Here is a 22,793-nt window from a genome sequence, read left to right on the forward strand (position 1 = left end):
CACTGGCACCAAAGCGCAAATGGGTGCGCTCCGGGACATTTCAAGACACCGCTTGTCACGTCATTGATTCCTCAGCCGAGCCTCGGGCCATCTCCCCCCGGAGCGCCAGGCGGCACTCCGTGTCATGTTCGAGACTGCCGGCTACGCCCTCACTGCCAGCCGAACTTGCGGATGTAGAAACCTTTCACTGCTTGGGTCAGCGCCATGTAGGCCAGCAGAATCATTGGCAAGAACACAAAGTACAGCGGCGGCAACGCCTGCAATTTGAAGTAGCCAGCCAACGGCCCCATTGGCAGGAAGATACCTACCAGCATGATCACACCTGTCATGACCATCAGCGGCATCGCTGCACGGCTTTGCAGAAATGGAATTTTCGGCGTCCGGATCATGTGCACGATCAGCGTTTGAGTCAGCAGCCCGACCACGAACCAGCCCGACTGGAAAAGAGTCTGGTGCTCAGGTGAGTTGGCTTTGAACACGTACCACATCAAACCGAACGTGAGGATGTCGAAAATCGAGCTGATCGGTCCAAAGAACAGCATGAAACGCCCTACCTCGGCGGGTTGCCAGCGCTGGGGCTTTTTAAGCATTTCTTCATCGACGTTATCGAACGGGATAGCAATTTGTGACACGTCGTACAGCAGGTTCTGGACCAGCAGGTGCATCGGCAACATAGGCAAAAACGGGATAAACGCACTGGCGACCAACACCGAGAACACGTTGCCGAAGTTCGAGCTGGCGGTCATTTTTATGTATTTGAGCATGTTGGCGAAGGTCCGGCGCCCTTCCAGTACACCCTCCTCCAGCACCATCAGGCTTTTTTCCAGAAGAATGATGTCCGCTGCTTCCTTGGCGATATCCACCGCACTGTCCACGGAAATTCCGATGTCCGCGGTACGCAGCGCAGGTGCGTCGTTGATCCCGTCCCCCATAAAGCCAACCACGTGACCATTGGCTTTGAGCAAGCGCACGATGCGCTCTTTGTGAGTGGGGGTGAGCCTGGCAAACACGTTGCTGGTTTCGACGGCCACCGCCAGTTCAGCGTCGGTCATGCGTTCGATGTCGTTACCCATCAACAGCCCTTGCTGCTCCAGGCCCACTTCACGGCAAATCTTCGCAGTGACCAGTTCGTTATCGCCAGTCAGAACTTTTACCGCGACCCCGTGTTCGGCTAACGCCTTGAGTGCTGGCGCAGTACTCTCCTTTGGCGGGTCAAGGAAAGCGACATAACCAATCAGCGTCAGGTCCTGCTCGTCTGCCAGGCTGTAAGTGTCACGACCCGTCTCAGTCATTGGCCGTGCAGCAACCGCCACCACCCGCAAACCCTCTTCGTTAAATGCCGCGGTCACCTGGCGAATACGCGCCAGCAACCCATCGCTCAGGGCTTCTTCCCGTTCGCCATGGCGCACGGTTTTGCAAACGGCCAGCACTTCTTCGACAGCGCCTTTGCAGATCAGCAGATGAGGCTGATCCTGCTCGGCCACCACAACCGACATCCGCCGCCGTGTGAAGTCGAAAGGAATTTCATCGACCTTGTTAAAGGCTGTGCCCACATTCAACTCGCGGTGCACCTCGACATGCTCCAGCACCGCCACGTCCAGCAGGTTTTTCAGTCCGGTCTGGTAGTAGCTGTTGAGATAGGCCATTTCCAGAACGTCATCCGACTCTTGCCCCCAGACATCGACGTGGCGTGCGAGAAAGATTTTGTCCTGGGTCAAGGTGCCGGTTTTATCGGTACACAGTACATCCATCGCACCAAAGTTCTGGATCGCGTCCAGCCGTTTGACGATGACTTTTTTACGTGACAGAAACACTGCGCCTTTGGCCAGGGTTGAGGTCACGATCATCGGCAGCATTTCCGGGGTCAGGCCCACTGCCACCGACAAGGCAAACAGCAAGGCTTCGGTCCAGTCACCCTTGGTAAAGCCATTGATGAACAGCACCAGCGGCGCCATTACAAACATGAAGCGGATCAGCAACCAGCTGACTTTGTTGACCCCGGTCTGAAACGACGTCGGCCCCCGATCCGTCGCGCCAACCCGCTGTGCCAGCGCGCCGAAGTAAGTGTTGTTGCCGGTGGTCAGTACCACTGCCGTGGCCGCGCCGGATACCACGTTGGTGCCCATGAACAGAATATTGTCCAGTTCCAGCGGGTTACTGGTCTGGCTGTCGGACTGCCGCGCAAACTTCTCCACCGGCATTGATTCACCGGTCATTGCCGCCTGGCTGACAAACAGGTCTTTGGCGCTAAGCACCCTGCAATCTGCCGGAATCATGTCGCCCGCGGACAACACAATCAAATCCCCCGGGACCAATTGCTTGATCGGCAACTCAATGCGTTGCGCACCTCTGATTTGCTGAGTTACGCCGGAGAACTTGCCAAACATCGGGGTGGTGTCAGCATTGAAATCACGCCGCATGACCGTGGCGGTGTTACTCACCATCGCCTTGAGTGCGTCCGCTGCTTTGTTGGACTTGGCTTCTTGCCAGAAACGCAGCAACGTCGACAACACCACCATGGTGCCAATCACCACCGCAGCCTGAATGTCATCTGTGGCCAGAGAGACCGCGGCAAGCAAAGTCAGCAACAAGTTGAACGGGTTCTTGTAGCAATGCCACAAGTGCACCCAGCGGCTGAGTGGCTGCTCGTGTTCAACCTCGTTCAGCCCATGTTGCTGGCGCAGCGCCTCGGCCTCGGCCTCGCTGAGGCCATCGGTATGGGTGCCCAGACTGTCGATCAATACCGCGCTGTCGCGGTTGGCCGCAGCCACCAGGGTTTGTGCCAGCGTCGGCGGGACTTCCCGGCTGACCGTGGTGTTGGTCAAACTATCAAGCAAGGCCAAACGCCGGAAATGCCGGCCGATATGGCGAGTGCGCAAAAAACCGGCGAAGAATTCTTTGAGGGTGAGTTTCATCGTGCTACTCCTGCGCCGTCTGCACTCACCCTTTGAGAGTGACTACGCAGACGGCCTTAATCTGGAACCGTCGTTCATGGTTTGAGTCCGGATGCTCGCGTTTAATCAAACAATCGAACACAGCCCGGCAACCTGGGCCGATGTTGGCGCCGGCGCACCGGGATAAAAAAATTGCCCATAACGATTCCCCTGACGGTCTACGAAGCCAGGCAGCAGGCACGGCAAGAGCGCGCGCGAGTACCAAAAGGCACACGCGCGCAGCGTGTCGCGACCATGCCGCCAAGGGCATTGATCACACAGGTTTCAGTATCGATGAGAGGGCTTCCGGGGACGGGTCGTGGATGACCCGATAAAGGTGCCGTTTCTCGCTAGTCAGCAAGACAACGGCAGGGGAATCTGCGCGCTAGCTTGCCGAGAATATGCCGGTGTTCATAACCGGCCGACTACTGTGACTCGAGCTGCTACCCACTGAAAACCTGCGCTATTAATGAAAACGCCGGCAGCTTACGCCCGGCGTTTTAGAGAGTAAACCGCAGGAAGGCTGCCGTTTTATGAATCAGATGGATCTTCAGGCAGGGTTCAGTTTCATCCGGAGAATGTCATATGAGGCGGTATTGCGGCGCGCATAAAGGGCCGAAATTCAGGGGCTTTCCCATTGCCTGAGACGAACCCGGCAATGCTTCATTGCGTTGACAATATGTTTCTCCACCATGCTTCGCGACACACCGAGGCGCTCGGCAATTTCAGGATGCGACAAGCCTTCAAGCTTGCGCAGCAAAAAGCAGTCGCGGCACGCCGCAGGCAGCTCGGCCAGCGCCCGCTGGAGCAGGTCCAGACGCTGATTGCGGTCCATCAACACCTGCGGCGAAGGGCTGAAAAAACGCTCCTCAGAGTCCAGTACCTCCAGCGGCTCAACCTGGCGCAAGGTGTTGCGCCGATGACCATCGATCACCAGGTTGAGTGCCGTGCGATACAAAAATGCACGGGGCTGCTCAATGGGTGCATCACTGGTGCGCTCAAGCACTCGTACGTAAGCATCATGCGCGACATCTTCGGCCGCCTGAGCATTGCCCAGTCGGGCACTCAAAAACGTGACCAGTTCACGATAGTAGTTTTCCAACATGACTCCTGGCCGCAACGTCAGCGGCAACATTCCATGAGCGCAGAAACAGTCCGAATCGATAGCGGCGCGATGATGGCACTTCTGAAGATGCAATTTATAGCAATTCTCATCTAGATTTAAGATGCATGCCCTTTAATCGCACAGAAACATTAAGTAACACCTGTAAAAACAAACAGTTAAATCCGCGCCCCACACCTTCGTCTACTCAACAGCTCCCCGTGTCTGTCGGTTCGCCGAGGCTGTTGGCTTTTGCCCTTAACAGCTGCAAAAACCTGATCACGGACCGATTCCCATTGGCCGGAACCCTGCATGAAACGCCCTGGACAGACCCGCCGCGCACTTCTCATCGCCCTGTGTTGCTTGCTGGCTGGCGCCCTGGCTGCGTGGTCATTTCTGCCCCTGGGTGGCGAAGCCTATGACACCGTGCCTGTTACCCGCGGCGACATTGAAAGCAGCGTGACCGCCCTGGGCACCCTGCAGCCCCGGCAATATGTCGATGTGGGTGCGCAGGCCTCCGGGCAAATCAACAAAATCCATGTCGAAGTCGGTGCTGAAGTCAAAGAGGGCCAGTTGCTGGTCGAAATCGACCCCGCGACACAAAGTGCCAAACTCGAGGCCAGTCGCTTTGCGATTGAAAATCTGCAGGCCCAGTTGCAAGAACAACGCGCCTTGCACGATCTGGCCAAACAAAAATATCAGCGCCAGCTGCACCTCGCCAAAGGCGGTGCCACCCGAGAAGAAGACGTACAAAGTGCAGACGCAGAAGTGCGTACTACCCGGGCCCGAACCGAGATGTTCCAGGCGCAAATCCGTCAGGCCCGGGCCAGTTTGCGCAGTGACCAGGCAGAACTCGGCTACACCCGTATCTACGCCCCCATCTCCGGCACCGTGGTAGCGCTGGATGCGCGCGAAGGCCAGACCCTGAATGCCCAACAGCAGACACCCTTGATTCTGCGCATAGCCAAACTCTCCCCCATGACCGTCTGGGCTGAAGTCTCGGAAGCGGATATCGGCTACGTCAAACCGGGCATGCCCGCATATTTCACCACCCTGAGTGGTGGCAACAGGCGCTGGAACAGCAGAGTGCGGCAGATTTTGCCCGTACCGCCCAAACCGCTTAATGAAGCCAGCCAGGGGGGCGGCAGCCCGGCCAGCGCAGGCAAAAGCGGAAGTGCCCGGGTGGTGCTATACACCGTATTGCTCGATGTCGACAACACCGATCAAGTGCTGATGCCCGAAATGACCACCCAGGTATTTTTCGTCTCCGGCCAGGCCCAAGACGTATTGCTGGCCCCCATCATTGCGTTACAGGCCAGCACTGAAGGCGACCGACAAACCGCCCGTATCGTGGCCAAAAACGGCAAGTTGCAATTGCGCGAGATCCGCACCGGGATTAGTGACCGCTTGCGGGTGGAAATTCTCGATGGCCTGAATGAAGGCGATCGCCTGCTCATCGGCCCGGCCACCGGCAACGGAGGCTAGATGTCCACTCCCTTGATCGAGCTGCAAGAGATCCGCAAGGTCTACGGGGGTGACGGCACGCCCGAGGTTCAGGTACTCAAAGGGATCAGCCTGGCGATCCATGCCGGAGAGTTTGTCGCGATTGTCGGGGCCTCTGGCTCAGGCAAATCGACCCTGATGAACATTCTCGGCTGCCTCGACCGCCCGACCTGCGGCCGCTATTTGTTCGCCGGTGAAGACGTGGCCTGTCTGGACAGTGACGAACTGGCCTGGTTGCGCCGTGAAGCCTTCGGCTTTGTGTTTCAGGGTTACCACCTGATCCCCTCGGCTTCGGCCCAGGAAAACGTCGAAATGCCGGCCATCTATGCCGGCATGCCCGCCGCCGAACGCCACGCCCGCGCCGCCGCCCTGCTCGATCGTCTGGGGCTGGCCGAACGCACTGGCAATCGCCCGCACCAACTCTCTGGCGGCCAGCAACAGCGGGTATCGATTGCCCGGGCCCTGATGAACGGCGGACACATCATCCTCGCCGACGAGCCCACCGGCGCTCTGGACAGTCACAGCGGCGCCGAAGTCATGACGCTGCTGGATGAGCTGGCCAGCCAGGGTCACGTGGTGATCCTGATTACCCACGACCGCGAAGTCGCTGCCCGGGCCAACCGCATCATCGAAGTGCGCGACGGCGAGGTGGTCAGCGACAGCGCCAACGCTCAACCTTGTGGGCACACCGAGAATCCCGACGCCTTGCAGGCCGTCGATTTGCGTAAACGCCTGAATGAAGGCAGCGAAGCCCGCGGGGCCTGGAAAGGCGAACTGGTGGACGCGGTACAGGCCGCCTGGCGGGTGATGTGGATCAACCGCTTTCGCACCGCCCTGACGCTGCTGGGTATCGTCATCGGCGTGGCGTCGGTGGTGGTTATGCTGGCCGTTGGCGAAGGCAGCAAACGTCAGGTCATGGCGCAAATGGGCGCGTTCGGCTCCAACATCATCTACCTCAGCGGCATGTCGCCCAGGCCCCGTGCGCCCCCCGGCATCGTCACCCTCAACGATGTAGCGGCACTTTCGACCTTGCCTCAAGTGCACATGATCATGCCCGTCAACGGTGCCGAAATCGGCGTGCGCCATGGCAACCTTGATCACACGATGTATACCGGCGGCAATGGCGTCGCCTTTTCTGCGATTTTCAGCTGGCCGGTGGTGCAAGGCAGCTTCTTCACCCAGGCGGATGAAGACGCCGCCGCCGCGGTCGCAGTGATCGGCAAGAAGGTCCGCGACAAGGTCCTCAAGGACGTGCCCGACCCCATTGGCCAGTACATCCTGCTGGAAAACGTACCGTTCCGCGTGGTTGGCGTGCTGGCTGAAAAAGGCGCCAGCTCTGGCGACTCCGACAGTGACACGCGCATCGTGGTGCCCTACTCCGCTGCCAGCGTGCGCCTGTTCGGCACGCACAATCCGGAATACGTGGTGATCGCCGCCACCGATGCGAGCAAGGTCAAACAGACTGAAACCGCCATCGAGCAACTGATGCTCAAACTGCACCACGGCACGCGGGATTTCGAGATCACCAACAATGCAGCGATGATCCAGGCCGAAGCCAGAACCCGTAATACGCTGTCGCTGATGCTGGGTTCGATTGCCGCCATCTCACTGCTGGTTGGCGGTATCGGGGTGATGAATATCATGCTGATGACCGTCCGTGAGCGAACCCGCGAAATTGGTATCCGCATGGCCACCGGCGCCCGTCAACGCGACATTCTGCGCCAGTTCCTGACCGAGGCCCTGATGCTCTCGGTGGTCGGTGGCCTGGCAGGTATAACCCTGGCTTTCATGGTCGGCGGGATACTGCTGATGTGCGATGTAGCTGTGGCGTTCTCACCGTTTGCGGTCCTCGGTGCCTTTGCTTGTGCACTGGTGACAGGCGTTATCTTCGGCTTCATGCCGGCCCGCAAGGCTGCCCGGCTCGACCCGGTCACGGCCCTTACCAGTGAATGATTCGATGAAGCTGCCCTTGAGCCTGCTGACCGCATGCCTGCTGCTGAGTGCGTGCAACCAGACCCGCCTCCACAACGAGCCTGCGCCGATCCCCCCTGCCAACTGGCAAGGCGCCCATACGCTGAGCAGTCCAGCGGGCAATCAGCAGTGGTGGACGCATTTTTCCAGCCCCGAACTGGACCGTCTGATTGCCCAGGCCCGGGCTGGCAGCTACGACCTTGCAGCCGCCGTCGCACGCGTGCAGCAGGCCCGGGCCAGTGCCGTGATCGCGGGGGCCCCGCTACTGCCCGAAGTGTCATTCGGCGCCAGCGCCAATCGCCAGAAGCTCTTGCACGGCAAGGGCTATAACCAGCTTGATGGCAACGATGACAAGCAGGCCGTGGACTATTTTGATGCCAAGCTGAGCGCCAGTTATGAAGTGGACTTTTGGGGCGGCAAATCCGCAGCACGGGACAGCGCCGTGCAGGCACTCAAGGCCAGTGAGTTTGATCAGGCCACGGTCGAGCTGACCTTGCTCAGCAGCGTGGCCAACAGTTATGTGCAAACCCTGGCCTTCAACGAACAACTGCGCATTGCCAGGCTCAACCTGGCCAATGCGCAGAACGTCATGCAGGTCGTGCAAACCCGCTATGACGCCGGCTCGGCCACGGCCGTGGAACTGGCCCAGCAAAAGAGCCTGGTGGCCGGCCAGCAACGGCAATTGCCACTGGTTGAGCAACAGGCCCAAGAGGCGCGAATTACCCTGGCCGTGTTGCTTGGGCAACCGGTGCAAAGCCTTGTTCTGGGCAACACTGCCTTCGGCCAGTTGCAATGGCCATCGATTGGCAGCGGCTTGCCCAGCGCACTGCTGACCCGGCGCCCCGACATCGCCAGTGCCGAAGCCAGGCTCGCCGCAGCAGCGGCCGACATCACAGTGGCCCGTGCAGCCATGCTGCCCGGCCTGACCCTCAGCGCGAGCCTGGGATCGGGCTCAGACCGTTTCAGCGAGCTCCTGCGCAGTCCGCTCTACAGCCTCGCCGCCGGGCTGGCAGCCCCGATCTTCAATAACGGCCGCCTCAGCGCCGAGCACGACAAAGCCACGGCGCACCAGCAAGAGCTGCTGCAAATCTATAGGGGGAGCATCATCAACGCCTTTGCCGACGTCGAAAAAGCCCTCAACAGCGCCAGCGGCCTGGACCGACAACGGCAATGGCAAGACGAAGAACTGAAACAGGCGCAGCAGGCATTCGATATTGCCGAACAACGCTATAAAGCCGGGGTCGAGATGTTGCTGACGGTCCTGGAGACCCAGCGCACGCTGTATCAGGCACAAGACCGGAACGTTCAATTGCGCGTGGCCCGGTTGCAGGCCAGCATCGCGCTGTACAAGGCATTGGGCGGCGGCTGGCAGGTTCAGTCTCCTCCTGATGTACCTCCCCTGTAGGAGCGAGCTCGCTCCTGCAAGAGTTACGGTAAGCCACTGGATGGAACTCTGAATGATGGGGGCAATCAGTGATTCATGCCCTGCGGTTAAATGTGCTTTGCCCGACTTGCGGTTTTTCCGGCTGGGAAAGGCGAGGATACTCAGCCTGATTCTTACGACCCCCAAGGAGTTATCCATGACAGTTCCAGCATTCGGCGTCGGCACTTTCCGCCTTAAAGGCCAAGTGGTGATTGATTCAGTCAAAAATGCTCTTGAGTTGGGCTATCGGGCCATCGACACCGCCCAGATCTATGAGAACGAAGCCGAGGTCGGCCAGGCCATCGCCGAGAGCGGCGTACCCCGCGATCAACTGTTCATTACCAGCAAGATATGGGTCAGCAACTTCGCCCACGACAAACTGATTGCCAGCCTCAAGGACAGTTTGAAAAAGCTGCGCACCGACCACCTGGACCTGACCCTGATTCACTGGCCTTCGCCGAACAATGAAGTCCCGGTCGCCGAGTTCATGGGCGCGCTGCTTGAAGCCAAAAAACTGGGCCTGACCAAAGAAATCGGGGTTTCCAACTTCACTATCGACCTGCTGAAAGACGCCATTGCCGCCGTCGGTGCCGAAAACATCGCCACCAACCAGATCGAACTGCATCCGTATTTGCAGAACCGCAAACTGGTTGAGTTCGCACAGAGCAAAGGCATCCATATCACGTCTTACATGACCCTGGCCTACGGCGAGGTGCTGAAAGATCCGGTGATCAAGGCCATTGCCGATCGCCATGGGGCGACCAGCGCCCAGGTGACCCTGGCGTGGGCCATGCAACTGGGCTACTCGGTGATTCCGTCATCCACCAAGCGTGCCAATCTTGAGAGCAATTTCAAGGCCCGCACCCTGACCCTGAGCGAAGAAGACATGGCACAGATTGCAGCGCTGGATCGCGGCCATCGCCTGACCAACCCGCAAAGCGTTGCGCCGAAGTGGGATTGACCGCTGCACTGTGACAGGCAGGAACGAGCTTGCTTCATGATCCCCGCAGGCGATCCGGCTGAAACCATCGCGAGGCAAGCTCGCCCCTGCAGTCGTTATTTCTGATTCGTCCCGAACCTCTGTAGCTGCATCTCCTGCAGCCGGCTCAGGGTGCGGCGAAAGGCAAACTCCAGATAACCTTGGGTGTACAGCTGATTCATTGGCACTTGCGCCTCAATGCACACCGGTACTTTGCGGTCGTAGCACTCGTCTACCAGTGCGATGAAACGTCGTACGCTGTCGTCGAATCTGGACAGCTGCGGCAATTCGCGATCTCCGGCCTCGACCTTTACCGGGCCATCTTCGGTACCCCGGGCAATCTTGCCCTCCCGTTGCTCGGCACTCAGGCAAGGCACATCACTGAGCAGTATCACTTTGAAGCGGTCACAGATATCCATGAACTCACCGGCGGCCAACGGCTGCTCGCACAGCTCATGAAAGTTGCACCACAGCACAGTGTCGCTGGCTTGCACCACCCGCACAGAGCGATGTCCGACGCTAATCGGCAGGTCAAAGGCAGCCTGCCCCCGGGTCAGTTCTGCAAACACTGGCGGCATGACACTCGGCTGCCCCGGACCGGTCACCCAATAGCGTTGTTTGGCAATGCCGGGATGCAAGCGATGATCCTCGGTGCCGTCGACCGAGACGATGTCCATATGCTTGAAAATTGCGCTAATCGCAGGGGCAAAGCGTTCTTTGTTGTGCCCCTGGCTATACAGCTGCTCCGGCGGTTGATTGGAGGTACAGACCAGTACCACCCCTTCATCAAACATCACCTGAAACAAACGCCCGAGAATTATGGCGTCACCGATGTCATTGACGAACAGCTCGTCAAAACACAGAACCTTGAGCTCTTTGCCCAACTCCTTGGCCAGAACGTTAAGCGGGTCGGTGGTACCGGTCAGTTGAAACAGCCGCTGATGCACCCATTGCATAAAGTGATGGAAATGCTGGCGCCGCGCCGGGACTTGCAGGCTCTGGTAAAACTGATCCATCAACCAGGTTTTCCCCCTGCCCACCGGCCCCCACAGATACACGCCCCTGACCTCCCGGGAGCCTTGCTGCAGAGCCTCGTGGCAACGTTGCAGCACCTGTACCGCCTGCCATTGGGCCGGATCATGGACAAAACCTTGCTGCTCGACGGCCTGTTGCCAGGCACTGAGGGGGGACTCAACATTCATTGCGATGACGGGCTCCGGAATCAGATCCGCCAGTATGCCAGCAAGGCCATGACTTTCGGCACTTGAAATTGTCCAGGGCATCACCACATTGTTACCCGAGCGGTAACAGAGCATTTTGCCATCAGGCCTTTTTACTTTGATGGATCGGCGTATCATTTAATGGGTGTAATGAACTGTAATTGAAACAACAGGACACTTCGTACGACGCTTATCGATTCTTTAACTCGCGCCGTAACTTCTTTCCGCCTGCATGGCAAATGAAGTGAGTCAGTTTGATAACTTTAGAGGCCACTCCCATGAAAACTTTAATTGCGTTATTCCTTGCCGGCTTTGCCAGCCTGGCCGTTGCAAGTGGAAGTACAACGCAGCCACCCTCGTCGGTCGAGCACTACAGCTACGGGTCGAAACTGGACATTGCGAAAGTGATCAGTCTGTCCAGCATCCCCGATGTATGCGAGGTTGTTCCGGCGCAAATGATCTATGAAGACTCCCATGGTCAGCGTCACACCCTTGAATACCAGGTGATGGGCGACGGTTGCAGCAACCGCTAGACACACGCAGTTGCACCCACGGACGCAACCCCCGGGCCCCCTCTTTCGAGGGGGCTTTTTATTGGGCGGGCAAAACACCCGATTATTACTGATCCGGAAAGACTGCATGGCAAAGGTTTGACTTTAATCAATACGGCAGACGCGTATTCTATGTTCATCCCTCAGCACAACATTGAAACAGGGCACGGTACTTCGTATTACGTCGCACGTCTGACGGCGTAATAACTTCTCCCGCCGACACGGCAATTGAAGTCAGTGATACGTGATTGTTTTAAGGTCTCAACAATGAAAAGTTTGATTGTTCTTGCACTGATTGGTTTTTCAACACTGGCGGGCGCTGATGAACTTCAAGTCGCGCAACAACCGGCTGTAGAACATTACACCTATGCCACCAACCTCGATATTGCGAAAGTTATCAGTGTGTCGCCTCTGGATGACGTCTGCGAAGTCGTTCCGGCGCAAATGACCTACGAAGACCATCAGGGTCAGCGTCATATTCTCGAGTACCGCGCAATGGGTAACGGCTGCAGTAACGGTTAATACAGGCGCGACTGCAGGACGAGGTCGATAACAATCGGGGGTTCTGGTTGTCATCGCCCTAGCAGGGTCAGAATTTGATGAGCGAGGCCCTGGACAGCTTCTGCTTCGAGCCCCTGAAACGCCCGCTGATGGGTGCGCCAAAGGCCGCGCATGACCTGGGATCGAGGCGAATGTCGCAACGTAGCGGCATGGGTCTGGTGAGCAGCGAAGAATGCGACTTTGTCAGTGGCAAGTTTGCCTGCGACTTGCGGGAGATAACCCGGGAGTAATGGCTGGCACGGCAAAACCGCACCTCAAACAAAGCCCGACCCTGCATTGGCAGGGTCGGGCTCGAAGCGCTTGGCCAGCGGTTCGTGAAAGACGTCAGAATCAGTCTTTTTTCTCGGAAATCACTTTGCCGCTATGGTCAAAAGTGGTTTCGACCTCGACTTCCACGCCGTCAATTTTCTTCAGGCCTTCAGCTTTCCAGATGCCTGCAGCCGGGTCTTGCAGCTCGATTTTCTTGATCACGGTGTAACCATTTTTGCCCTGAAGCACTTGAACTGCTTCTTCGGAGAAGGCCCAGTTCGGACCCGGAGTAGCAGCCATCGCAGCGCCGGAGCTCAACAGGACAGCGGCAGTGATCGCAGCAGCAAAGGTTTTCTTCAACATTGTCTTAACTCCATTAATTGATGTTGCGTCTGGTACTCAATGTGACTGGAACAACCGTAGCAGATATAAAACAGCCCATGGACCTAAATGGCATGCTTTTGATCTGGCTCAGGTTCTCGTTAACTCCGGCACAGGGTTAGAATGCTCGGCCTCAAGGAGAACCAATGAGCGATACGCGCCACGCACCAGCCAAATACGATGCCATCACCGAAGCTGCTGCTCAGTGGTGCATGCGTTTGCACGAGCCCGATTGCACAAACCAGGAGCGTGAAGCATTCGCTGTGTGGTTGCACGCAGACCCTCTCCACGCCATCGAGTACGAAGCCATGCTCGATATCTGGGATATCAGCGAGCACTTGCCCCGCCCGGCGCAAATCACTGCGGGCCCTGAAAAACAGCGTCGCAGTACCTGGCAACGCCTGAGCATTGCTGCCGCAATCCCCCTGATCGCGGTTCCACTGGCCGCTTATGGCGGCTGGCAACTGGGCTGGGTGCCCAGCTCCTATCAGCGCCTTGAAGCAGGTAATAGCGTAAAAACCGTGACCCTGGCCGATGGCAGCCAGGCAGAACTTAATCTCGGTACGCAACTGACCTTCAGCAACTACAAGGACCAGCGCCGGGTTTCCCTGAAAAATGGTGAAGCCTTTTTCAAGGTAAGCCACGATGCCTCGCACCCCTTCGTGGTGCAGGCGGCCGAAGGACGGATCCGGGTCACCGGCACCCAGTTCAATGTGTGGATGTATGAAGACCAGGTGCGGGTGACACTGGTGGAGGGCTCGGTGCTGGTAACCAGCAACAAGAATCTGAAGAGTGACGGCTTGCGCCTCGAACCGGGGATGCAGGCACGCTATAAAGCCGGCGACTACGCACCGCAGATCAGCCAGACTTACACCAACGCACCGGAGCTTGCATGGCGCGACGGCAAGCTGGTGCTGGACAACCTGCCGCTGGCCGACGCCTTGCCCCTGATCAATCGCTATCTCGGCACACCTCTGGTGCTGGCCGACAACGCCGCCGGAAAATTGCGCATTGGTGGCGTCTTCAATACCCGGGACATCAATCAGTTGGTGAATTCCCTGCCCAAGGTGTTGCCGGTGTACCTGAGCCTGGGCCAGGACGGCAAACCGCTGATCAGCTCTTTGCCCCGCGGCTAACCCCGGGCCAATCAAATACCCCCATCCCTGGCAAGCCCGCGCCTGCAAGACCGGCGTCAGCGCGGCCCGTATTCACACCCGCTAACCGGATCCACCCTGCCCCCTGCAAACTCACATTCAAGGGCGTCCCTCGGCAGGGCTGTCTGTTGAACTTTGCAGTCCGGCAGGTGCCAGTACAGAAAACGAAGCACATTAAAAAAAAATTAATAATCGGTTAAAACACCCGCCCGTAAAGGGCCCTTGGGTGAATGCGACGATTTCACGACAAATTTTCTACATTCCGCTGTTCATGATTTACACCGCTCATTCGTCTAATTAACCGAGAGCATTTTTTATTTTCCTGATCAGGCTCTGAAAAGGAGTTTTTTGCATGCGAGACCAGCAAATGCCAACGGACGGCCAACAGCATCGCGAATCCACATTCCAGCCTGACCCCGAGTTGCTGGAAGCGCTTGCGCCGTTGCAAGGCAATGAACGGATCCGCCACTTACTTAAATGCTTCGGGCTGCGTACCAGCCTGGTACGGCTCAAGGTCATCGATGCGTTGCTGACAACAGCCGGAAGTGATCGCCGGCTGGGGGTGCGCGGCATGCACAGTCACTTGCTGGCACTGGATATTCCACTGTCGTTTCTGAGTGTACGAGAGGTGCTCAAGCGTCTGTGCAGCGAGGGTGTGGTGGTACTGAACCAGGACAAAAGCTACAGCCTGCATCCACAGGCTGAAGCCGTATTGACTGGCAAAATCGAGGCTTAGATCTTGGTCTTGCGGCGCATCACGCCGTTGATCACTACCACCACCACTGCCACGCCGATGGCAATGTACTGGAACATTTTCTCGGAAATCATGCCGGCGTTCTGCATGTACGAAAGGCCGAACATGATCCCCAGAACCACCAGTGAAATCAGAATCGAGTATTTCAAGCGCTGTGAAGAGGTCATTACCTGTTCCTGAAAGTAAGGCTAAAAATGTAAGCCGGAAATTTAACAAATATGCCGGGTTTGCGGAGATGATTTGAAACAACCGTGGTCTCATCTTACAGCCGGGGACGCTTTTTAGCTCCCTGGCGATAACCTTGAGGATTTACCCATGTTGCGTCGAATCACCCGGCTGGTTCCGCTGTTGCTCATCCTGGCCATGAGCGGTTGTGTGTTTTTCCCAGGTCACGGATGGCATCACGATCACCGTTACTACGATGGCGGCCCGGGTTATTACCACCGCTAATGCTTGACCCCGAGCCTGCCCCGCAGGCTCGGGTCAGTGTCGAAAGCCGCTACCGGGCCGCGCACACAAATCCACCAGCCAGTCGACAAACACCCGTACCCGTGAAGACAGCTGGCGATGTGACGGGTACAACGCCGTCAACGCCAGACGCGGCGGTAAACAGTCGCTCAGTACCTCTTGCAAACGCCCTTCGCGCACCAGTTGAGCCACATGATAATGCGGCGCCTGAACCAGACCGTATCCCGCCGTGCACGCTGCCAGATACCCTTCTGCGCTGTTGACCGAAATTTTCCTGGGCAGGTCGATCATGCGCACCTGCTCACCGTCCTGAAACTCCAGCCCGTAGCGCTTGCCCGACACACTGGAGAAATACTCCACCATCTGGTGCCCGCTCAAATCCTCGAGGGTTTGCGGTACACCGCGGGCTTGCAGATAGTCGGGGCTGGCGCAGGTTACCTGATCCATCATCACCAGCGGGCGCGCCACCAGCGAGTCATCCATCGTCAGCCCGCCGCGGATCACGCAATCCACACCCTCACGAATCAGGTCTACCGGACGATCGCTGAGGCCGATTTCCAGCTCGATCAACGGGTAGCTGCGGGTGAACTCAGGCAACGCCGGGAACACCACCAGACGCCCCACGGCCGCTGGCATATCGACCCGCAACTTGCCTTTTGGCTGGCTGCTGTTGAATAGCCCTTCGGCTTCTTCCAGATCGGCCAGCAAACTGACGCAGCGCTGGTAGTAGGCGGCGCCATCCAGGGTGGGACTGACCTGACGGGTGGTGCGATGTAACAACTGCACCCCCAAATGCGCTTCCAGTTGCTTGATCAGCACCGTGACCGAGGCGCGGGGCATTTGCAGGCTGTCTGCGGCCTTGGCAAAGCCACCCAGCTCGACGATCCGGGTGAAGACCAGCATGGCGTTGAATCGGTCCATGGTCTTTCCACTGTTTAGATTTTACGAACAGTCATAATGCTTTTACCCGGTTTATCTTGCCAGTGTCGGGGTTAACAATAGTCCCTCCACTACTCAGGAGCACCCCGCATGCACACTCGCCAACTTGGTAAAGACGGGCCGCAGGTCAGCGCTATTGGCCTGGGCTGCATGGGCATGACCGATTTCTACACCACCGGCAGCGACACCCGCGAAGCCGTGGCCACCTTGCACCGCGCACTGGAACTGGGGATCAACCTGCTCGACAGCGCCGACATGTACGGCCCGCACACCAATGAAGAACTGATCGGCCAGGCAATTCGCGGCAAACGCGATCAGGTTTTTCTGGCCAGCAAATTCGGGATTGTGCGAGACCCGGCCAACCCTGCGGCCCGAGGCGTGAATGGACGCCCCGAGTACATACGCCAGTCCATTGAAGGCAGCCTCAAGCGTCTGGGCGTCGAAACCCTGGATCTTTACTACCAGCACCGCATGGACCCGAGTGTTGCGATTGAGGAAACCGTCGGTGCCATGGCTGATCTGGTAAAGGCCGGCAAGGTCCGCTATCTGGGCCTGAGTGAAGCCTCGGTCGCGACCCTGGAGCGCGCCCACAAAGTGCATCCGATCAGTGCCCTGCAGAGTGAGTATTCACTGTGGAGCCGTGACCCCGAGGACAACGGTTGCCTGGCGGCATGTCAGCGTCTGGGCATTGCATTTGTGCCCTACAGCCCGTTGGGCCGGGGATTTTTGACCGGAGCCCTGAAGTCCCCGGACGACTTTGCTGCCGACGATTACCGTCGTCTCAGCCCGCGTTTCCAGGGAGACAACTTTGCCAAAAACCTGCTGCTGGTCGAGCAAGTGCAAGCCCTGGCCGCAGCCAAGGGCGTGACTGCCGGGCAATTGGCCCTGGCCTGGGTACTGGCCCAGGGTGATTACCTGATCCCGATTCCGGGTACCAAACAGCGTAAATACCTGGAACAGAACGTCGCCGCACTGGAAGTCAAACTGAGCCCCAGCGAACTGGCGGCACTCGAAGCGATCTTCCCGGCCAGCGCCGTGGCGGGACAGCGGTATGCAGAGGGGTCGATGAAGCAGCTCAATCGCTGAGTCCTCGACTCCTCAGGACATAACCCGCACCTGGCGCCCCCTGAAAACGCTGCAGGAGCTGGCTTGCCAGCTCCCACAAACAAGCCAGAGCCTCAGAAATCCCGTTTGTAGAAGATATCCAGCGAACTGGCGACGCCGCTGGCAACCTCCACATACACCCGTTTGCTGAGCTTGTAGCGCAAGGCAATGGTGCTGGCGGGTTCGAATACACCAACCCCGTAGCGCACACTCAATCGTTCGTTGATCTTGCCACTGGCCACCACTGCGGTGTCATTGCCACTGCCTTCGGTATCGAGCTCAAAATCCTTGATCCCCAAATGATTGGCCAGATCCGTGGTAATTCCCGAACTGCCCATCAGCCCTAAGCCCAAAGCTGCCTGAGCGAGCAAGTTGTCATCTTCGCCAGTGCCTGTCAGCGGACGCCCCAGAACCAGGTACGACAGGGCCTGCTCCTGACTCATGGCCGGCTCCGAGAAGATTTGCGTGGTGGGCTGCTCCGCGCTGCCCGTCAAGCGAATCCCGGCGATGACGTCGTCAGTCTGGCGAACCGCTTCAATGTCCAGATACGGCTGATCGATAGGGCCTGCAAACAGCAGACGCGCCCGGCGAATGGTCAGCCTCTGACCATAAGCACGGTAGCGACCATTGTTCAGACGCAACTCACCCCGGGTGTCCATGTTGTTGCCAATATGCACCTGGCCCGCCAGATCGGCATTCAGGCCAAAGCCCGAAAACGTCAGCAGCTCTTGCCCAACCACCACGTTGATATCCATGTCGACCACCATGGGGGGCGCCTCATCCGACACCTGTTGCCCGACAATCACAGTGTCATCCGAAATCTTGACCGTCGAAGGCGGCAATTCGCGAACCACGATTTCACCTTTGGGTACGTTTACCGTGCCCGCAATCATCAGGGTGTTATTGGCGTTAAGCGAAATTTTCAGGTCCGGCGCAACCTCTAGCTTGGCGTATGGCTCAACCGTGACCGGAAGATGATTGCCCTTGACCAATACATTGACCGCCGTGGCCTTGCCCCAGGCCACATCGCCGCTGATGCTGCCCTGCCCCTGCTTGCCGCTGGTCCAGCCACCATTGAGCTGCGCGGTTTCGCCGTTGATATTGGCCGTCAGTTGCAGGTTCTCGAAGTTGGTCGGCAGTTGCGGGCCCGACACCTCACCACCGGTCAGGGCCACATTGCCGTTGATGTGCGGCGCCAGCAAACCGCCCGCGATCGTGCCCGAGCCATTCAACTGCCCCGTGAGCTTTTCAACCATGGGTACAAAGGGACGAACGACCGAAACATCCAGCCCGCTCAGGCGGAACTCACCGGTAATCGGCTTGTTTTTCGGCAATGGATTGATCCGTGCGCTGAGCATCAATTGCCCCAGCTTGCCACCGTCAAAATCGAACCGCGTGTCGACCCGGTCAGGGGTCAGGTTGCTGGTCAATTTGAACGTCTGATACGGGAAGTTCAGCCACTGGCCCTTATCTTTGATACGCAAAGTGCCACCGCTGGCATCCACCACAACCTGGCCCTTCGGCCCGCTGGCAGGCAAGTCCAGCAACAGGTCTGCGTTGAGCTGACCCTGCCACTGGAAATCCTTGGGCAACCACTGCGCCAGACTGTCGAGGGGGAACTGCTTGAGGTGCAACCGCAGTTGCGGGTCCGGCACCAGACGCTGATCTTCACTGCACAGGCTGGCAGGACCGGAGATCCAGCATTGCGCCCCCAGGTTGACCCGGCCATCGGCCAGACGCTCGAGACGCGCCGGTTTTTGCAGCTTCCAATCCTGGCCGCCAGCCTTGATGTCACCACTGACCAGTCGTCCACGCCAGTTGTCTTTGTCCAGGCCACCGTCCAGTGCCATACCCAGCTGCAGAGTTGGCCCTTGCAAAGCCAGTTTCAGCTGTTGACGCTTGATATCGCCGCTGCCGTTAGCGGTCAGTACACCGAACTGAGTATCACCGGCCTGAATTCCGCTGCCTTTGAGGTCGATCCGGCCTCGCTGATTGCCATCGAGGCTGGCGTTCAGGGTCAGGTTTTGCAAGTGGTTGTCAGCAAAAGCCAATTGCTGGCCATTCAACACAACCTTGCCTTGCGGCGCCTTGAGCGTACCGGCAACGTCGACCTGCCCTTTAAGTTGCCCGCGCAGTTCAGGCCATAGCTGACCCAGGCGCGGCAAATTGAGGTCCAGTTGTGCCTTGATCTGTTGCTGCAAACTGGCGGTGCCGTTAATCCGGTTATCCCCCAGACGAATGTCCAGCGCACTGACGGTCCAGGCCTCGCCTTCACCCGCGGCTTTGGCCTGAAGCATGGCGGGCAAGCCACGCAGACGGCCTTTGAGGTCAAGATTGGCATCCAGCTTGAGGCGCTCGTTCTTGAACTCGCCGGCGCTACGCAAGGGCCCCGCCAGCGTGCCAGGCAATTCGGCAACCCAGTACGCGGGGTTGATGGCGCTCAAGTCCAGCGCGGTGTCCCAGGCAACCCCGTCGGCAAACTGAACATTCACGTGGCCCTCGGCTTTGCCCTGCCCGGCAACCAGCTTGAGCTCCGGCAGGAAGATTTTGCCCAGATCGCCACTGAACGGGCTGCTGAGGCTGAACTTGCCTGCAGGCCCGTCGAGATCGGCCTTGAAGTTGCCCAGGTAATTGCCGTCGCGGTAGGAGACTTCGCCGCTAAAGGTACGAAGATCCACATCAGGTTTGGCGATGACCGGGTAAAGGTTATGCCAGGGGAATTCCAGCCAGTCGATCTTGGCCTCGGCGCTCAATCCCTGATGCCAGTCCACCTGCCCCGAGAGCTTCAAGTGTTGCTGGGGGCCGGAGGTCAATTGCAGTGCCGCGATCTGTGCGCCCCTGGCATCCACTCGCCCTTTGAGCAGCAGATTTACCGGCGTATTTTCAGCCGGCAAGGTGGCGCTGCCGTTCAGCTCGTAACCGTCCTTCAAATCACCTTTGGCGCTGAGCACCAGCTGTTCGACTTGCAAGGTGTCCGGCAGGTCGAAGCCGGGGTTGAACTGCTCCGATGTGATCTTCAACTGCGCCGGCAGGTTGTCGGCCAAGGGTTGAAGCTCGCCCGCGATATGAGCATTGAGATAACCGCTGGTATCCGCTGTCAGGTTCAGCGTGGTGCGCACATTGCCATCGACCTTCAGCGCCAGTGCCAATAGTTTGCCATCCGGCGCAGGCAGGCTGATGTTGCCTTGCAGGGCAAGCGGCCAGTCGCCATTGGGCTGCAACAGCCCGGACATCTCTACATTCAGGTCTTCACGTTCGACATGCACCGAGTCGATCCGCAGTCCCTTGGCGGTCCATTTCGCCGCCATCTGCATGCCCTTGAGCTGCTCGATACCGTTGAACAGTACATTGCCGACTTTCACGTCCCCGACTTCGATCGCCAGCGGCAATTTGAGATCAGGCAAGCTGACCGGGCCGCTGCTGCTGTCGTCACCCGGCGGAAATTGCAGGCTGACCCGGTCGGCCTGCAACTGGTCGATACACAGCGTCATGCGGGTCAGGCAGCCCGGCGACCAGGCAAAAATCGGCCGATTGACTTCGACACGGCTGCTGCCTTGTTCCCACAATAAGTAATCGGCACTCCACTGGCCGCCCAGGCGCCCGGCAAAGTTTTCCACCTGCAAACCGGGCACTTGCCCCAACACCCAGCGGCTGCCCGCCTGGGTGCCGAGAACCACCCCCAGCCCGACAACCACCAGCAGCACCAACGCCAACAGCACAAGGCCAACTATTTTCAAACCACGAATCACAGCTCAGGCCCCATCGAAAAGTGCAAACGAACCCCGCCATCGTCATCCAGCGCATGGGCCAGATCGAGACGTATAGGGCCTACCGGCGAAATCCAGCGAATACCGACACCAACACCGGTTTTCAAGCTCGGGAAGTCCAGGGTGTTGAACGCATTGCCCTGATCGACAAAGGCCGCCCAGCGCCATTTTTCAGCGAACTGATACTGATATTCGAGGCTCCCTGCCAGCATGTAGCGCCCGCCGATGCGATCACCGTCCGAGTTTTTTGGCGACAGGCTCTGGTAGTCATAGCCACGCACGCTTTGATCGCCACCGGCAAAGAACCGCAAGGACGGCGGAATCGACTTGTAGCCGTTGGTGGCGCTGCCACCGAACTGGACACGGCCCAAAAAGCGGTGCTTGTCCCACAGGGTGGTCAGGGCCTTGAACTTGATATCGCCGTGCAGCAGGTTGGTATCCGACATCAGGCCTTCTTTGGCCACCTGCACGTCGGTGTTGATGCTGTAACCGTGGCTCGGGTCGATGCGGTTATCACTGCGCAGGACCGAATAACTCACCCCCGGCATCAGTAAGGTACTCAGACCCGAGTCATCGCCCAGACGGTATTCTTCGCGCTGCCACTTGAGCGAAACAATCCGCGTCCAGCCGTTATCCAGCTTGCTGTGCCACTCGGGCCCCACCGTCAGCAGCTTGCTCAAGGTATCGGTATTGGCAATTTCTTCGTACTGATAGCCCGCAGCCAGACGCAACTTGTCCGTCAGGGGCGGGTCCAGCGGAATGTCATACCAGGCGCCGACGTTTTGCTTGGGCTGGGAAATCTCGGACTCAAAGCCATAGCTGTCGCCCCGCGGGTTGTCCCAGTGCCGGGTCCAGCTGGCTTTGCCCCGGGGGCCGGTGTCGGTCGAATAACCAAGACCCAGGGTCATGGTGCGCGGTTTGCGCGTTTGCAGATCCACGTCGACCGGAATCACCTGCCCCACAGCGGTACTCGGTGCAGCATCTACGCGCACAATCTCAAAATAGCCGCTGCTTTGCAGATTTTGGTTGAGCTCGGCGATCAGCTCCGAGTCATAAGGGGTGTCGGGTTTAAAGGGCACCATGCGTTGCAGCAGGGTTTGATCAAAGGGCGCATCACCGGCAAAGCTGACTTTGCCGAGCACATAGCGCGGCCCGCTTTCGTAGACCAGATTGATATCGGCAAACCCGCCTTTAGGATCGACCAGCAGTTCGTGCTTGATGAATTTACCGTTGAAAAAACCGTAGCGCAGGGCACGGTTCAGAATCATCCGTTTGGCTTGTTCGTAGTTGCCCTGATTGAGCACCGCGCCGGGTTTGAGATCATCACTGGCGGGGATTTGAAAGGCCTTGAGCGAGGCAGCCGGGCCCTCGACACGCACGTTGACGTTGCGCAGATGCACCGGCTCACCGGGATCGATACTCAACTCCAGACGCGGCGGATCACCGGGTTTGACCTCGACATCAATGGTGGGTTGGTAGTAACCCAGGGCCTGGGAGGCTTTCAGGGCTTGCTCCTGGGCGCCACGCTTGAAGCGCAACAAAGCCGCCTCGTCGCGATCGCCGAGGCTGCCGATATAGCCTTCCACATTGGCCTTGAGGGCATTGTTTGCCGGCTTGACCTTGACCACCAACTCGCTTTGGGCAAATGCCGCGAAGCTGCTGATCAGCAGGACAAGACCACTGGTAAATCTTCCTGGAAACTTCATAGGCGCGGATGCTATCACGGGCAGGAGT

The 22,793-nt window shown here is 58.3% G+C and carries 19 protein-coding genes; 11 read left to right on the forward strand and 8 right to left on the reverse strand.

The window, feature by feature from the left end; genetic code table 11:
* Nucleotides 1–149: 149 nt before the first annotated feature.
* Entirely contained in the window at nucleotides 150–2,915 is a 2,766-nt protein-coding gene (gene mgtA / locus WG29040_RS16675) for a magnesium-translocating P-type ATPase (protein WP_127196551.1), read from the reverse strand.
* A 640-nt stretch (nucleotides 2,916–3,555) separates the two neighbouring features.
* Nucleotides 3,556–4,038, reverse strand: coding sequence for a sigma-70 family RNA polymerase sigma factor (locus tag WG29040_RS16680; RefSeq protein ID WP_177412989.1), 483 nt, complete (start codon nucleotides 4,036–4,038; stop codon nucleotides 3,556–3,558).
* A gap of 309 nt (nucleotides 4,039–4,347) precedes the next feature.
* Between WG29040_RS16680 and WG29040_RS16685 the strand changes: the two genes are divergently transcribed.
* The 4 genes from WG29040_RS16685 to dkgB all read left to right on the forward strand — a co-directional run bounded on the left by WG29040_RS16685 (nucleotide 4,348) and on the right by dkgB (nucleotide 9,893).
* Nucleotides 4,348–5,520, forward strand: a complete 1,173-nt coding sequence (locus tag WG29040_RS16685; RefSeq protein ID WP_003441497.1) for an efflux RND transporter periplasmic adaptor subunit — start codon at nucleotides 4,348–4,350, stop codon at nucleotides 5,518–5,520.
* Nucleotides 5,521–7,491: a MacB family efflux pump subunit gene (locus tag WG29040_RS16690; protein ID WP_127196553.1), complete on the forward strand. Its 1,971-nt coding sequence runs from the start codon at nucleotides 5,521–5,523 to the stop codon at nucleotides 7,489–7,491.
* Between the two features lie 4 nt (nucleotides 7,492–7,495).
* On the forward strand, nucleotides 7,496–8,914 hold the full coding sequence (locus WG29040_RS16695; protein WP_127196554.1) for an efflux transporter outer membrane subunit: 1,419 nt from the start codon (nucleotides 7,496–7,498) through the stop codon (nucleotides 8,912–8,914).
* Between the two features lie 175 nt (nucleotides 8,915–9,089).
* Nucleotides 9,090–9,893, forward strand: a complete 804-nt coding sequence (gene dkgB / locus WG29040_RS16700) for a 2,5-didehydrogluconate reductase DkgB (protein WP_010655811.1) — start codon at nucleotides 9,090–9,092, stop codon at nucleotides 9,891–9,893.
* A gap of 95 nt (nucleotides 9,894–9,988) precedes the next feature.
* On the opposite strand, the gene zapE is transcribed toward dkgB, so the two are convergent.
* Nucleotides 9,989–11,113: a cell division protein ZapE gene (zapE, locus tag WG29040_RS16705; protein WP_127196555.1), complete on the reverse strand. Its 1,125-nt coding sequence runs from the start codon at nucleotides 11,111–11,113 to the stop codon at nucleotides 9,989–9,991.
* Nucleotides 11,114–11,409: 296 nt separating this feature from the next.
* Here zapE and WG29040_RS16710 point away from each other — a divergent pair, with 296 nt between their 5' ends.
* From WG29040_RS16710 to WG29040_RS16720, 3 genes are all read left to right on the forward strand, one after another.
* Entirely contained in the window at nucleotides 11,410–11,664 is a 255-nt protein-coding gene (locus WG29040_RS16710) for a DUF2790 domain-containing protein (protein WP_003441480.1), read from the forward strand.
* A 285-nt stretch (nucleotides 11,665–11,949) separates the two neighbouring features.
* Nucleotides 11,950–12,204: a DUF2790 domain-containing protein gene (locus WG29040_RS16715; RefSeq protein WP_003441477.1), complete on the forward strand. Its 255-nt coding sequence runs from the start codon at nucleotides 11,950–11,952 to the stop codon at nucleotides 12,202–12,204.
* A gap of 77 nt (nucleotides 12,205–12,281) precedes the next feature.
* Complete coding sequence (locus WG29040_RS16720; RefSeq protein ID WP_127196556.1) at nucleotides 12,282–12,473, forward strand: hypothetical protein; 192 nt, start codon at nucleotides 12,282–12,284, stop codon at nucleotides 12,471–12,473.
* Between the two features lie 100 nt (nucleotides 12,474–12,573).
* Here WG29040_RS16720 and WG29040_RS16725 read toward each other — a convergent pair whose 3' ends face one another.
* Complete coding sequence (locus WG29040_RS16725; protein WP_003441471.1) at nucleotides 12,574–12,855, reverse strand: PepSY domain-containing protein; 282 nt, start codon at nucleotides 12,853–12,855, stop codon at nucleotides 12,574–12,576.
* 164 nt (nucleotides 12,856–13,019) lie between these two features.
* Here WG29040_RS16725 and WG29040_RS16730 point away from each other — a divergent pair, with 164 nt between their 5' ends.
* Together WG29040_RS16730 and WG29040_RS16735 are read left to right on the forward strand one after the other, a co-directional pair.
* On the forward strand, nucleotides 13,020–14,009 hold the full coding sequence (locus WG29040_RS16730) for a FecR family protein (RefSeq protein ID WP_127196557.1): 990 nt from the start codon (nucleotides 13,020–13,022) through the stop codon (nucleotides 14,007–14,009).
* Nucleotides 14,010–14,379: 370 nt separating this feature from the next.
* Nucleotides 14,380–14,763: a fe2+ zn2+ uptake regulation protein gene (locus WG29040_RS16735; RefSeq protein ID WP_127196558.1), complete on the forward strand. Its 384-nt coding sequence runs from the start codon at nucleotides 14,380–14,382 to the stop codon at nucleotides 14,761–14,763.
* Here WG29040_RS16735 and WG29040_RS16740 read toward each other — a convergent pair.
* The gene (locus tag WG29040_RS16740) at nucleotides 14,760–14,948 is read right to left on the reverse strand and encodes a hypothetical protein (RefSeq protein ID WP_003441459.1); all 189 of its coding nucleotides are present in this window, start codon (nucleotides 14,946–14,948) and stop codon (nucleotides 14,760–14,762) included. The genes WG29040_RS16735 and WG29040_RS16740 overlap by 4 nt on opposite strands.
* Before the next feature lie 148 nt (nucleotides 14,949–15,096).
* Between WG29040_RS16740 and WG29040_RS24580 the strand changes: the two genes are divergently transcribed.
* The gene (locus tag WG29040_RS24580) at nucleotides 15,097–15,231 is read left to right on the forward strand and encodes a hypothetical protein (RefSeq protein ID WP_003441457.1); all 135 of its coding nucleotides are present in this window, start codon (nucleotides 15,097–15,099) and stop codon (nucleotides 15,229–15,231) included.
* Between the two features lie 33 nt (nucleotides 15,232–15,264).
* Here the strand turns inward: WG29040_RS24580 and WG29040_RS16745 are convergent, their stop codons facing one another.
* Nucleotides 15,265–16,170, reverse strand: a complete 906-nt coding sequence (locus tag WG29040_RS16745; protein WP_127196559.1) for a LysR family transcriptional regulator — start codon at nucleotides 16,168–16,170, stop codon at nucleotides 15,265–15,267.
* Nucleotides 16,171–16,278: 108 nt separating this feature from the next.
* Between WG29040_RS16745 and WG29040_RS16750 the strand changes: the two genes are divergently transcribed.
* Nucleotides 16,279–17,274 carry an aldo/keto reductase gene (locus WG29040_RS16750; protein WP_127196560.1) on the forward strand — a complete coding sequence of 332 codons (996 nt, stop codon included), beginning with the start codon at nucleotides 16,279–16,281 and terminating at the stop codon, nucleotides 17,272–17,274.
* Between the two features lie 92 nt (nucleotides 17,275–17,366).
* Here WG29040_RS16750 and WG29040_RS16755 read toward each other — a convergent pair whose 3' ends face one another.
* Nucleotides 17,367–21,041 (reverse strand): translocation/assembly module TamB domain-containing protein, encoded by a 3,675-nt coding sequence (locus WG29040_RS16755; RefSeq protein ID WP_127196561.1) that lies wholly within the window; start codon nucleotides 21,039–21,041, stop codon nucleotides 17,367–17,369.
* Nucleotides 21,038–22,765, reverse strand: a complete 1,728-nt coding sequence (locus tag WG29040_RS16760) for an autotransporter assembly complex family protein (protein WP_003441426.1) — start codon at nucleotides 22,763–22,765, stop codon at nucleotides 21,038–21,040. The genes WG29040_RS16755 and WG29040_RS16760 overlap by 4 nt, the downstream gene beginning before the upstream one ends.
* Nucleotides 22,766–22,793 lie beyond the last annotated feature (28 nt).

The sequence above is a fragment of the Pseudomonas sp. PAMC 29040 genome, from assembly GCF_003994535.1.
Lineage (GTDB): Bacteria > Pseudomonadota > Gammaproteobacteria > Pseudomonadales > Pseudomonadaceae > Aquipseudomonas > Aquipseudomonas paraversuta.